At 68.8% G+C, this 13,216-nt stretch carries 12 protein-coding genes and 1 pseudogene; all 13 read left to right on the top strand.

Translation table 11 applies throughout. From position 1 onward, the window contains the following. Positions 1 to 115: 115 nt before the first annotated feature. Positions 116 to 910, top strand: coding sequence for an SDR family NAD(P)-dependent oxidoreductase (locus G6019_RS04545; protein ID WP_107756833.1), 795 nt, complete (start codon positions 116 to 118; stop codon positions 908 to 910). A gap of 182 nt (positions 911 to 1,092) precedes the next feature. After that, positions 1,093 to 2,145, top strand: coding sequence for an ABC transporter substrate-binding protein (locus G6019_RS04540; protein WP_182613428.1), 1,053 nt, complete (start codon positions 1,093 to 1,095; stop codon positions 2,143 to 2,145). 132 nt (positions 2,146 to 2,277) lie between these two features. Continuing rightward, the gene (locus G6019_RS04535) at positions 2,278 to 3,330 is read left to right on the top strand and encodes an ABC transporter substrate-binding protein (RefSeq protein WP_107756828.1); all 1,053 of its coding nucleotides are present in this window, start codon (positions 2,278 to 2,280) and stop codon (positions 3,328 to 3,330) included. Between the two features lie 143 nt (positions 3,331 to 3,473). Next, positions 3,474 to 5,105, top strand: a complete 1,632-nt coding sequence (locus G6019_RS04530; RefSeq protein WP_107756827.1) for an ABC transporter permease — start codon at positions 3,474 to 3,476, stop codon at positions 5,103 to 5,105. An 82-nt stretch (positions 5,106 to 5,187) separates the two neighbouring features. Continuing rightward, a complete protein-coding gene (locus G6019_RS04525) occupies positions 5,188 to 6,288 on the top strand; it encodes an ABC transporter ATP-binding protein (RefSeq protein ID WP_107756826.1) in 1,101 nt (366 codons plus the stop codon). A 134-nt stretch (positions 6,289 to 6,422) separates the two neighbouring features. Then, positions 6,423 to 7,211, top strand: a complete 789-nt coding sequence (locus G6019_RS04520; protein WP_107756825.1) for an enoyl-CoA hydratase/isomerase family protein — start codon at positions 6,423 to 6,425, stop codon at positions 7,209 to 7,211. 50 nt (positions 7,212 to 7,261) lie between these two features. Further along, the gene (locus G6019_RS04515; RefSeq protein ID WP_107756824.1) at positions 7,262 to 7,687 is read left to right on the top strand and encodes a Zn-ribbon domain-containing OB-fold protein; all 426 of its coding nucleotides are present in this window, start codon (positions 7,262 to 7,264) and stop codon (positions 7,685 to 7,687) included. Beyond that, the gene (locus tag G6019_RS04510) at positions 7,687 to 8,844 is read left to right on the top strand and encodes a thiolase family protein (RefSeq protein ID WP_107756823.1); all 1,158 of its coding nucleotides are present in this window, start codon (positions 7,687 to 7,689) and stop codon (positions 8,842 to 8,844) included. Before G6019_RS04515 ends, G6019_RS04510 begins: the two co-directional genes overlap by 1 nt. Continuing rightward, a complete protein-coding gene (locus G6019_RS04505; RefSeq protein ID WP_182613429.1) occupies positions 8,841 to 10,070 on the top strand; it encodes an acyl-CoA dehydrogenase family protein in 1,230 nt (409 codons plus the stop codon). The genes G6019_RS04510 and G6019_RS04505 overlap by 4 nt, the downstream gene beginning before the upstream one ends. Next, complete coding sequence (locus tag G6019_RS04500) at positions 10,067 to 11,074, top strand: phosphotransferase family protein (protein WP_107756821.1); 1,008 nt, start codon at positions 10,067 to 10,069, stop codon at positions 11,072 to 11,074. The genes G6019_RS04505 and G6019_RS04500 overlap by 4 nt, the downstream gene beginning before the upstream one ends. A gap of 31 nt (positions 11,075 to 11,105) precedes the next feature. Further along, positions 11,106 to 12,332 carry an acyl-CoA dehydrogenase family protein gene (locus tag G6019_RS04495; RefSeq protein ID WP_182613430.1) on the top strand — a complete coding sequence of 409 codons (1,227 nt, stop codon included), beginning with the start codon at positions 11,106 to 11,108 and terminating at the stop codon, positions 12,330 to 12,332. Further along, positions 12,329 to 13,093, top strand: coding sequence for an SDR family NAD(P)-dependent oxidoreductase (locus G6019_RS04490; protein ID WP_107756819.1), 765 nt, complete (start codon positions 12,329 to 12,331; stop codon positions 13,091 to 13,093). The genes G6019_RS04495 and G6019_RS04490 overlap by 4 nt, the downstream gene beginning before the upstream one ends. Further along, positions 13,093 to 13,216, top strand: a pseudogene (locus tag G6019_RS17205) (short-chain dehydrogenase); the annotation flags it as partial. The gene G6019_RS04490 and the pseudogene G6019_RS17205, both read left to right, overlap by 1 nt.

Here is a 13,216-nt window from a genome sequence, read left to right as displayed (position 1 = left end):
TTCGACAGGCTCCGCGACGGCAGGGTCACCGGCCGTCTCGTGGTGACCATGTGACCCCCGCGCAACGCGGTGACCTGCTCCACCACACCACACCGACGAGAAGAGGACGGACATCATGACGGCGCCACAGAACACCCGGTTCGAGGGCAGGGTCGCACTGGTCACCGGGGCGGCCTCGGGGATCGGGGCGGCCGTGGCGAGGCAGCTCGCCGCGGAGGGCGCGCGCCGGATCCACCTGGTGGACCTGGCGCGGGAGTCAGCGCAGCGCGTCGCCTCGGAGATCGGCGGCGTCGCACACGGGGTGGACGTGGCCGACCCGGACGCGGTCCGCGCGCTCTTCGAGGAGATCTCGGCCGAAGACGGACGGGTGGACGTGGTCGTCCACGCGGCCGGCATCGATGACCCCGTGGCCAAAGCCCACATCTACGAGGCGGCCGAGACCGGCGAACCGGTCGACGTCCTGAGCCGGCTCGACGACTCGACGTGGCGCCGGATCCACGCCGTCAATCTGGACGGCACCTTCCACGTCCTGCGCGAATCCGTGCGGGCGATGCGCCCCGGCGGGGGAGGGGCGATCGTCACCGTGGGGTCCTCGGCGGCGTTCGACACCCTCGTGGGTTACCCGCACTACGCCTCCTCCAAGGCGGCCGTCCACGCACTGAGTCAGTCCGTGGCCAAAGAGGCCGTCCACTTCGGCATCCGGGTCAACACCGTCGCCCCCGGCCCGGTGGACACCGCCATGGCCGCGCGAACCCCCGAGTCGGTCCGCGCGCGGATGAACGAGGGCAGCGCCTTCGGCTACGCCACCGCGGAGCAGCTCTCCGAGAGCATCTGTTACCTGGCCTCCGATCAGGCGTCGAACGTCGTCGGCGCGGTGCTGCTGAGCAACGGGGGTCGCTTCACGGTCTGACGACCCGACAGCGCTCGCACCGCGCGCACGGCGCGACCCGGCAGCAGGGACCGACTCGAGGCCGGGGCCGCGGCGAGGGACGCCGGTCGTCCCGAACGGCTGACGCGGTGTGATCTCCACCCTATTCTGCAATGAAGTGAGTTCAACTCAATGAGCTCCTCGTCTCCGGAAAGGGGAAGCATATGAGGTTCACAGGCACCGTGGCCGCGATCGCGGTGCTCGTCACGACCGCCGCCGTCGCCTCGGCATGCGGATCGGACGACACCGGTTCGGAACTGGCCGGCTCGTGGGACGAGATCGTCGCCGCCGCCACCGACGAGGGGAGCGTGACCATCTACTCCAACCATGCCCCGGCCAACCTGGAGTCGCTCAAGACCGCATTCGAGTCGGAGTATCCCGGGATCTCGTTGAACTACGTCCGCGGGACGGATTCCGATCTGATCCCCCGGGTCGAGGTCGAGAACCAGACGGGCAGCGGGGTCGCCGATGTCCACATGACCACCGACGCCGGGTGGATCCACCGCAGTCTCGATTCGGGTGGCTACTCGGTGGAAGTGGTCGCGCCGGCGATCGACGACCCGGCGTACCGCGCGGAGGACGGGGTGCTGGACGACACCTTCTTCGTCACCAGTGCGACCTCGATCGGCCTGGCGTGGAACACGGAGAACGTGCCCGCTGGGCTCGCGTCCCCCGAGGACCTGCTCGACCCGCGGTTCGACGGCAAGGTCGGCGTCGTCAATCCCGCCGGCTTCCCTGCCGTCGTGCACATCTACCGCCGGATGGACATCGACTACGGGGAGGGGTTCGTCGACAGGCTCGCCGGCGTCAATCCCCGCATCTACGGCAGTGCGCCCGCGATCACCCAGGCGCTCGCGTCGGGTGAGATCTGGGCTGCCCCCGGGGCGTCCATGGACGTCCTGGCGGAACGGGACAAGGGCGCGCCCGTCGATTTCGCCCTGCCCGCGAACCCCATCGGTATCCCGTTCTACTCGCACGTCCTGGCGGCCGCGCCCCACCCGAACGCGGGACAGGTGCTCGCGGACTTCATGCTCACCCCGGCCGGGCAGGCCGCGCTCTCGGAGAACTACATCGCCGCACTGCCGGATGTCCCGGGCACGGGGGTCGAGGGCTCGGACGTCGTCGCGCAGGACATCGGTCTCGCGGATCCGGAGACGCTCGAGGCGGCGGCGGTGGAGGAGTACGTCGCCGCCTGGGAGCGCAGGTTCCTCGGCTGACGGCCCGAGATCAGGATCCCGGCGAAGTTAACGGGCGCTTCCCCTTGCGCTTACGTGACCTGGGTCATACAGTTCACTGAAGTTAGTTCAATTCGGCTCCGGCTCCCGGTGGCCGTCACAGGAAGGGAAGCAATGCGCTTTTCCAGATTCAAGGCCGCTGTCGCCAGCGGGGCAGCGCTCGCGTTGGTGCTCGCGGGGTGCGGGTCGGACTCCGGATCGGGTTCGGAGCTCGCGGGATCATGGGACGAGATCGTCGCCGCCGCCCAGGAGGAGGGCAGCGTGACGATCTACTCCACCCACTCCCCGGACAACCTCGAGGCCCTCAAGCAGGCGTTCGAGGCGGAGTATCCCGGCATCACCCTCACCTACGTCCGCGGGACGGACGCGGACATCCTGCCGAAGATCGAGGTGGAGAACTCCACCGGGTCCGGCGTCGCGGACGTCCACATGACCACGGACGCCGGGTGGATCAACCGCAGCTTCGACACCGACTACTCGGCCGAGGTCGTGGCGCCCTCGCTGGACAACCCCGACTACGACCGCGCGGAGAGCGTGCTCGAGGACAAGTTCTTCCTCACCAGTGCGACGGTGTTCGGCCTCGGGTGGAACACCGCGCAGGTCCCCGAGGGGTTGGCGACGCCGGACGACGCACTCGACCCCCGGTTCGACGGCAAGGTCGGCATCCAGAACCCGAACGGCATCCCGACCTACGTCGACATGTACCGCAAGATCGACGTGGACTACGGCGAGAACTACCTCGAACGGCTCGCCGAGACGAACCCGCGGATCTACTCGAGCGCGGTCGCGATCACCCAGGCCCTGGCCTCCGGTGAGGTGTGGGTGGCGCCGATGGCGGCGAGCAACGTCCTGACCGAGAAGGACAAGGGCGCTCCGGTCGACTTCGCGCTCCCCGAGAACCCGTGGGGCGTGCCCTGGTACTCCCACGTCCTCGCCTCGGCGCCCAATCCGAACGCGGCGCAGCTGCTCGCGGACTTCCTCATCACGGACAAGGGTCAGGAAGCCATCTCGGCCGACTACCTCTCGGTGCTCCCGGACGTCCCGGGCACGGGCGTGCCGGGCTCGACGGTCACGGCTCAGGACGTCGAGCTGGGTGATCCGGACACCCTGGATCCCGAGACGGTCCAGGAGTACCAGGCTCAGTGGGAACAGCTCTTCCTGGGCTGAGCCCCGACCCGGCCCGCGGTGAGGTGTTCGCCCACCGCGGGCCGGATCCCCGCACGCCGCCGATCCCGCACCGCACTACCCCGAGCTGAGGACAGATCGAAGTGAAAAGTTCAGGTCCGCTGTCGATATGGCGACATCGGTTGATGTACGCGGCACTGATACTCGTGCTCGCGTACCTGGTGGTCTGGCCGCTGTTCAAACTCCAGTCGCTGGCGTTCGAGAACGGTGCGGCCGGCTACCGCTCGCAGTACGGACGCGCAGACATCGTCACCACCCTGCAGACCACGGCCGCGCTCGCGTTCTTCTCGCTGGTGATCGCCATGGTGTGCGGAACCGTCCTCGCCTTCGCGACCACCCGGTTGCCGCGCCGCATGGGTTTCCTGCGTCTGGTCCCGATCCTGCCGATCGTCATCCCGTCGGTCGCGAACGTCGTGGGATTCGCGTTCCTGCTCTCCCCGGGCCCCGGCTATATCAACATCCTGCTCCGGATGCTGCCCTGGTGGAGTGATCTGAACTCCGGCCCGGTCAACGTGTACAGCCCGACCTGGATCATCATCATCACCGGGTTCAGCCTCACCTCGTTCGTGTACCTCTTCGTCAGCGCCGGGATGCAGAACATCAGCGGCGAGCACCTCGAGGCCGCCCAGATCGCCGGTTCCACGACCATCGGGACGTTCTTCAAGGTGGTCCTCCCACTGCTGCGCCCGTCGCTCGTCTACGGCGCCGGTGTGGCCCTGCTGCTGGGCCTCGGCCAGTTCACCGCGCCCCTGCTGTTGGGTCAGAACGAGGGCGTCAAGGTCCTGGCCACCGAGATGTACCTCCGGGCCTCGGAGTCACCCATCAACTTCGCCGCCGCCGCGGCCGCGGGATCCCCCCTGGTCATCATGGGCATCCTCGTGGTGTTCGGCCAGCGGGCGCTCCTGGGCAACCAGACCCGGTTCGTCACCCATGGGGGCAAGTCCTTCTCCCCGGTCGGAGGGTCCTCGCACTGGGCCACGGCGATCGTCGCCGTCTACGGTCTGGTCGCGCTCATCCTCCCGCTGGCAGGGGTGATCATCGTGTCCCTGACCCCGTTCTGGTCGGGGACCCTGTCCTGGGACCTGTTCACCCTGAGCAACTACCGGGCGCTGGTCACCACCCCGGGCATAGTGGACTCGGTCGTCACGAGTGTCGTGACGTCGATCGTCGCCGTGCTGATCTGTGTGCCCATCGGGTTCGGTGTCGCGAACCTCATGGTCCGGAGGCAGGACCTGCGCATCCTGCGTACCGTCGCCGACCTCATCACGGCGCTGCCGATGGGTATCCCGGCCGTCATCTTCGGCGTCGGGTTCCTGCTCACCTACACCGAACCGCCGCTCATCCTCTACGGCACCAAGGCCGTCATCATCCTGGTCTACGTGGTCCTCATGATCCCGTTCGCGACCCGTATGCAGCTGACGGCGCTCATCTCGATGGGTGACAAGTACGAGGAGGCCTCGGCGGTCTCGGGAGCCGGCCCGGTGGCGACGATGGCGAGGATCACGCTGCCGATGCTCCGGCCGACCATCCTCAGCTCGATCGCGCTGATGTTCATCCTCCTGACCCACGAGTTCGCGGCCTCGCTGATGGTCCGCTCCGCGACGACGCAGGTGATGGGCACCCTGCTCTACGACCACTGGAGCAACGGTTCGTACACCCTCGTCGCCGCGATGGCGATTCTCATGTCCGCGGTCACGGGTGCCGGTGTCGCGGTCGCGATGCTGATCGGCGGACGCAACGTCCTGGAGAAGCTGTGATGTCGTCCCGCGGGTGCGCGCCCGCCCTGTTACCAGGTGACCGAGCCGAGCCTTTCCGCCGGCGTGAATGTGAGGAAGACCAATGACCGCGAAAATCGAGATCTCCGGTCTCACCAAGCAATACGGAAGCAACGTCGTCGTCGACGAGCTCGATCTGGAGATCGGAGCGGGCGAGTTCCTCGTCCTCCTCGGTCCGAGCGGGTGCGGCAAGACCACCACGCTGCGGTGTCTCGCCGGCCTCGAGACCCCCGAGGCGGGGTCGATCGCCTTCGACGGCGCACCGATGTTCGACGCGGCCAACCGCGTGAACGTGCCTCCCAACAAGCGGAGCATCGGGATGGTGTTCCAGTCCTATGCCCTGTGGCCCAACATGACGGTGCGGAAGAACATCGCGTACCCGTTGAAGGCGCGCAAGCTCAAGGACGCGCTCAACTCCGGGAGGGTCGAAGAGGCCGCGGAGATGGTCGACTGCGGCCACCTGCTCGACCGCTATCCCTCGCAGTTGAGCGGCGGTCAGCAGCAGCGGATCGCCGTCGCCCGGGGGATGGCGTCGAGGCCCGATCTCGTCCTCTTCGACGAACCGCTCAGCAACCTGGACGCGCTCCTGCGCGACCAGGTGCGCACGGAGATCCGCCGGCTGCACGACGAGCTGGGGTTCGGCGCGGTCTTCGTCACCCACGACCACTCCGAGGCGTTCGCGCTCGGGGATCGTCTCGCGATCATGAAGCAGGGGAAGATCGAGCAGCTCGCGACCCCGCAGGACGTGTTCGATCACCCCGTGAGCGAATACGTGGCCGACTTCATCGGCATGTCCAACCGGCTCGAGTTGCACCGCACCGGATTGGAATGGACCACGGCGGCGGGCACCGAACTACCGCTGCGCTGCGAGACGGGCGACAGTCGTGCCGTGTCCGCCCGTCTGTGGCCTGACGACATCACGCTGCACCGGCCGGAGGAGGACGTCTCGCACCGGGAGATCACCCTCGAGGCGACTCTGCTGTCCGCCGAGTTCGGTGGTCGCTACTACGACGTCCAGGTGGGTGCGGGGCCGGAGGAGTACCGACTCCGGGCCTCCGCCGCGGTCCATGGCGACTGGCTGCGGCGAGCGAAGAGGGGCGAGCCCGTCGTCATCAGTTTCCGCTCGGAGAGCCTCAAGATCTACCCGCTCTCTCCAGAGCTCTGACCAGGCCGGATCCGCCTCTCGGCGGGTCCGGCCGGGCCGAGGAAAACCTCACGACGACAGAGGTTGACGAGGCCTGCATCACAGTGTAGACATGAACTGAATCCAGTTCAGGATGACTTACGAAAGGAAAGACCATGGTTCAGACCGACCACGTTCTGTTGGAGAAGGACGGCGACGTCGCCCGCGTGTGGCTCAACCGCCCCCACAAGAAGAACGCCGTCACCGTGGAGCTGCTCCACCGCCTCGACGAGATCATCAAGGAGGTCGACGCGGATCCCGACCTCAAGGTGCTCGTGCTCCGTGGCGTGCAGAACCAGTTCTGCTCGGGCTTCGACCTCGACGAGCTGCTGGGTGACTTCGTCGGCACCACCAACGCCATGGACGTCGGCGTCCTCTCGGCCCAGGTGTGCGACCGCCTCTACTCGATGAACACGCCGTCGGTGGCCGTGCTCGAGGGCTACGTCACCGCCGGTGGCTTCGAGCTCATGATCTCGTGTGACTTCGCGATCGCTGCGGACGACGCCAAGATCGGCGACTTCCACATCCGTCGCGCCCTCTTCGGTGGCGCCGGCCCCATCTACCGCCTCCCGCGGATGATCGGCCTGCGCAAGACCAAGGAGCTCATGCTCACGGGCAAGCTGCTCTCGGGCCAGGAGGCCAAGGACTTCGACCTCATCAACGACTCGGCCCCCGCCGACAAGCTCGACCAGTGCGTCGAGGAGTTCATCGGGACCCTGACCGACAAGAGCCCGTTCATGATGAAGCTCACCAAGATGGCCGTGAACCAGGGCCTGGACGCCGACATCAAGTCGCTCATGATCATGGAGCACTTCGCGGTGGGTAACTCGCTCCAGTCGGAGGACGGCAAGGAGGGCATCCAGGCATTTCTCGAGAAGCGTGAGCCCAAGTGGGTCGGCCGCTGATCTGACCGATCACGGAGCGGGAAACGTCTACGGAACCAGGAGTGCACACGATGAACGAGAACCAGACCCTCCCACCGCTGTTGCGGGGGAGCCGGTGCGCGCACTGCACGACCGTGGCGTTTCCCGCCTCCGTGAGCTGTCAGCGCTGCGGTGGGTCCGAGACCGCCGAGACGGACCTGTCCACCACCGGCACGGTATGGACCGCGACCATCCAGCGGTTCGCCCCGAAGTCGCCGCCGTACGTGGCGCCGCCCGGGGGCTTCCGCCCCTACGCCGTCGGTTACGTCGAACTGCCCGAGGGCGTCAAGGTCGAGGCGCTGCTCGAGGGCACGTCGCCGATCGATCTGATCGGCCGCGAGGTCGTTCTGGTGGGGGCCGATCCGGTACCGAGGTTCGCCCTCGCCCTCGCCACCGCCCCCGCCGTCAACGCGGATGCCGCGCCCCCCGCCGAATCCACCAGTAAGAAGGAGGTCTGATGTCCGACGTGCACATCGTCGGCGCCGGTCTGTCGAAGTTCGGACGCCAGGACGGGGTCAGCGGACGTCAGATGGCCGTCACCGCCATCCGGGCCGCCCTGGCCGACGCCGGGCTGCAGTGGTCCGACGTCCAGATCGCGTTCGGTGGCAGCGACGGGTCCGGCCTCGCGGACACGCTCGTCACCGACCTGGGCCTGACCGGGATCCCCTTCACCAACGTCAAGAACGGGTGCGCGACCGGGGGCAGCGCCCTCGTCTCCGCGATCAACGCCATCCGCTCCGGAGCGGCCGAGGTGGCGCTGGCCGTCGGGTTCGACAAACACCCCCGGGGTGCATTCGACCCCAAGCCGGAGGAGTGGGGCCTGACCGAGGGGTACGGCACCCACGGCCTCATGGTCACCACACAGTTCTTCGCCATGAAGATCACGCGGTACATGGCCCGGCACGGGATCTCGGAGACCACGCTCGCCCGGGTGGCGGAGAAGGCCTACCGCAACGGCAGTATCAACCCGAACGCCTGGCGCCGCGATCCGAAGACCTTGGAGGAGATCGCCGCCTCGCCGATGGTCAACGACCCGCTCACCCAGTTCATGTTCTGCAACCCGGGGGAGGGTGGCGCCGCGATCCTCCTGGCGTCGGAGTCGGTCGCGGCCAGGATGGGTGGCCGCGCGGTGGCCGTCCGCGCGGTCTCCACCGGCACCCGGCCGTTCGGGTCCTTCGAGGTGTTCGCCCCGTCCGTCCAGGGCGAGGGCGAACCCAGCAGCGTGAGCACCGTCGTGGCGCGGCGCGCGTTCGAGACCGCAGGAGTGTCCCCGTCCGACATCGACGTGGCCCAACTCCAGGACACGGAGTCGGGCGCCGAGATCATGCATCTCGCCGAGTGCGGCTTCTGCGAGGACGGCGAGCAGGAAGGGATGCTCGAGCGCGGCGAGACCGAAATCGGCGGCTCGCTCCCCGTCAACACCGACGGCGGGTGTCTGGCCAACGGTGAGCCGATCGGCGCGTCCGGACTGCGCCAGGTTCACGAGGTCGTCACCCAGCTCCGGGGGGAGGCCGGCGAGCGGCAGGTCCCGGGCGCCCCGAGGCTCGGCTTCACCCACGTGTACGGCGCACCGGGAATCAGCGCGTGCACCGTTCTGGAAGGAGGCCGGCGATGAGCGGCACCACCACCGAGCAGCACGGCACCGACCAGGACGATGGACTCCGGGGATTCCTCGACTCCGCCCGTCGATGGCTGGAGTCGATCGCGAGCCCCCGGCAAGCGCGACCCTGGGGCGAGGGCCCGGACTCCGTCGTGGTGTTCGAGAACTGGTCCGCCGAGCAGGAACGCGAGGAGACCGACCGACGCCGCGGATACGAGCAGGCGAAGTTCGACGCCGGATACGGGGCCGTCACCTGGGGGCCCGAGTACGGCGGCCGGGATCTGCCGATCGCCTACGATCTGGCGTTCCGCCGGCTGGAGGCGGACTTCGACCTCCCCCAGCGCACCGAGATGTTCCCGGTGACCCAGCAGCTCATCGCCCCGACCATCGCGCAGTGGGGGACCCAGGACCAGCGCGCGGAATACGTCCGCGCGATGCTCCGGACCGACCTCATCGCCTGTCAGCTCTTCTCCGAGACGGAGGCCGGTTCCGACCTGGCCGCCGTGCGTACCCGCGCCGTGGAGAAGGACGGACGGTGGGTGCTCAACGGTTCCAAGGTGTGGACCTCCGGCGCGAGGGTGGCGGACTACGGGGTCGCGGTGTGCCGCACGGACCCGGACGCGCCCAAGCACCGGGGCCTCACGATGTTCATCGTCCCCATGGACGCCCCCGGTATCACCGTCCGACCCATCCGCCAGATGACCGGTGGGACCTCCTTCAACGAGGTGCTGATCGACGACGTCGAGGTGGACGACCGCTACCGGCTGGGCCCGGTCGGCCAGGGCTGGAAGGTCGCCCTCACCGTCCTGGCGGCCGAACGGCTCGACTCGGGCAACCTCGGGCTCGACAACGCCGATCAGGCGGTCGAGCTGGCCCGCAACGCCGGTCGTGAACTGGACGCCCTGGAGCGGGACGCCGTCGCCGACCTGGTCACCCGCAGCTTCGTCCAGCGACTGGTGGGGATGCGGGTCGCCGCCGCGGTGGGCGCCGGTCGCGAGCCCGGCCCCGAGGCGTCGGTGGGCAAGCTGCTCGCCACCGACACGATGGCCCGTACGTCCGAGACCGTCCGGATGCTCCTCGGCCAGGAGCTGAGCCTCCGCAGCGAGAAGTGGGGGACCTGGGCGTGGACCGAGCACGTCCTCGGCGCTCCCGGCTACCGCATCGCCGGTGGCACCGACGAGATCCAACACAACATCCTCGCCGAGCGCGTGCTCGGTCTTCCCCGGGAGCCACGGCCATGACGACCTCCGACACCGCCGACGGCGCGACCACGAACGACGCGAGCACGACCGAGTCGCTGCTGCGTGACCGGGTGATCGCCGGGCTCGTCGAGAAGGGGGTCCGGGGCCCGTTCGGGCCGCTCGATCCCATGCTGGGAGGACATTCCGGGTTGACGTACCGGATCGCGGGCGCCACCGAGGAGTTCGTGATCAAGTCGGTGCCCCCGGGACAGAAGGCCGTCGGGCGGCACGACATGCTCCGCCAGGCGCGCATCATGTCCGCGCTCGCCGACACCGCCGTGCCGGTCCCCGGCATCCGGGCCACCGATGACCGGTCCCCGGCCTGGTTTGCCATGGACCTGGTGCGCGGGGAGTCCCTCGAGCCGGTCCTCGACGACCCGGCAGTCGAACCGGCGCTCGCGGCCGCCCGGATGCGGCGGGCCGCGCAGATCCTTCCCGCGCTGCACGCGGTGCCGCTGGACTCACTTCCCATCGACGGGCAGGTGCTCACCCCGGCGGACGAACTCGCCCGCTGGGTCCGCACGATGGGTGCGGTCCCGCCCGAGCTCGTCCCCGATGCCGACCGGTTCGAGGCACTGCTCACCGCATCGATCCCGGAGCCGGTGGCCCCGGTGCTGGTCCACGGCGACTACCGACTGGGCAACATCCTCTCCGACGGGGCCGAGCCCGCGGCGCTGATCGACTGGGAGATCTGGAGCCCGGGCGACCCGCGGGTCGAACTCGGGTGGTTCCTCGTCTTCGCCGACGGCACCAACTTCCCCGGCGTGGGCCGGGAAGTCGCCGGTCTGCCCGAACCCGGCGAGCTGATCGACCTCTACTGCGCCGCCGCCGGCGCGCTGTCGGACTTCTCCTGGTTCGATGCGCTCGGCAGGTTCAAGATGGCGGCCATCATGGGGCACAACCTGCGGCGGCACCGCGAGGGTCGGCACCACGACCCGGCGCAGGAGCTGCTACCCGAGACCATCCGCCGGCTCATCGTCACCGGTATCGACCGGCTGGCCTGACGCGGCACCACCCGAGAAACGAGAGAGCACGATGGATTTCGCCTATTCCGACCGTACGGCGGAGCTCGCCGAGAAGCTGTACGCGTTCATGGACGAGCACGTGTACCCCGCCGAGAAGGTGTACGACCAGCAGATCGCGGAGAACGACAACCCGCATGAGCAGCCACAGGTCATGCGGGACCTCCAGGCCATCGCCCGCGAACAGGGACTGTGGAACCTCTTCATGGCCCACGACGGGCTCGGCGCGGGTCTGACGAACCTCGAGTACGCCCCGCTGGCCGAGATCGTCGGACGGTCCCTCATCGGCAACGAGGCCATCAACTGCTCGGCCCCGGACACGGGCAACATGGAGATCCTCGCCATGTACGGCACCGAGGCGCAGAAGGAGAAGTGGCTGAGGCCCCTGCTCGACTGCGACATCCGCTCGGCGTTCGCGATGACCGAACCGGACGTCGCGAGCTCGGACGCCCGGAACATCGGTACGACCATCCTGCGCGACGGCGACGAGTACGTGATCAACGGTCACAAGTGGTACTCCTCGGGAGTGCTCGACCCCGACTGCGCGCTCCTGATCGTCATGGGCAAGTCCGACCCGGAGGGGCCCGCCTACCGGCAGCAGTCGATGATCCTCGTCCCGACCGACTCGCCGGGGATCGAGATCGTCCGCGATCTGCCGATGCTCGGGTACCACGACCGACTCGGCCACGGAGAGGTCACCTTCACCGACGTGCGGGTGCCGGCCGAGAACATGCTCGGTGAGGAGGGTGACGGTTTCACCATCGCCCAGGGGCGCCTGGGGCCCGGCCGTATGCACTACGCAATGCGCGCTATCGGGATCGCCGAGCGGGCGCTCGAGCTGATGTGCCAGCGCGCGCAGGACCGCGTCGCGTTCGGCGAACCGCTCGCCAAGCGCGGGGTGGTCCGCGAATGGATCGCCCGCAGCCGGATCGAGATCGACCAGATCCGCCTGCTCACCTTCCAGGCGGCGTGGCTGATGGACACCCGGGGCAACGCCGCGGCTCGGATGCAGGTCGCCGCGATCAAGGTCTCCGCGATGGAGACCGCGCACAAGGTCGTGGACCGCGCGGTGCAGACCTTCGGCGCCGCCGGCGTGAGCGACGACAACGTGCTGGGCCGGTTCTACGCCCTGACCCGTGCACTGCAGATCGCGGACGGACCCACCGAGGTCCACCTGCGCACCATGGCGCGACTCGAACTCACGAAGTACACCCCCACCACCACGGAGGCCCGATCATGAGCGCCACGTCCACCCTCCTGGCCGGCAAGGTCGCGCTCGTCACCGGCGCGACCCGGGGCCTCGGCAAGGCCATGGCGCTCGCCCTGTCCGAGGCCGGCGCCACCGTGATCGTCTCGAGCCGCAAGGCCGACCAGTGCGAGGCGGTGGCCGCCGAGATCTCCGCCGCGACCGGCAATGCGGCGCACCCGTTGGCGCTGCACGTCGGCGACTGGGACGCCATCGAACCGGCCGTGGACCAGATCGTCCGCGACCACGGGTCGATCGACGTGGTGGTCAACAACGCCGGCATCGCACCGCTCGCGCCGTCGGCCCTGGAGGTCTCCGAGGCGCTGTTCACCAAGACCATCGACGTCAACCTCAAGGGCCCGTTCCGTCTGATGGCGGTGGCGGGGGACCGGATGGTCGCGGCCGGCGGCGGGTCGATCATCAACATCTCCAGCATCGGGGCCGAGCGCCCCAGCCCGCCCGAGGCCACGTACGCGGCCTCGAAGAACGGTCTCAACGCCCTGACTCGTGCCTTCGCCCAGGAATACGCGCCGACCGTGCGCGTCAACTGCATCATGCCCGGAGCCTTCGCCTCCGACATGGCGGCGGACTGGGACGACGAGTTCCTCGGCCTGGTGGTCAACCGGCTCCCGGCCGGCCGGCTGGGTGAGCCCGCGGAGCTCGCGGGTCTGGTCGTCCACCTGGCTTCTGACCAGGCCGGATACACCACGGGAGCGCTGATCCCCGTGGACGGCGGCCGGACGGCGGTCTACTGATGTCCACTCCGACCGAGCTCTTCGATCTCACGGGGCGGGTCGCCGTGGTGACGGGCGCGTCCTCGGGACTCGGGGAGGGCTTCGCGCGCACCCTGGCCGCCGCGGGCGCGACGGTGGTCGCCG

The organism is Dietzia sp. DQ12-76 (genome assembly GCF_014145045.1).
In the GTDB taxonomy this organism is placed as follows: Bacteria; Actinomycetota; Actinomycetes; order Mycobacteriales; family Mycobacteriaceae; genus Dietzia.
This window is presented reverse-complemented; position numbering and strand designations above follow the sequence as displayed.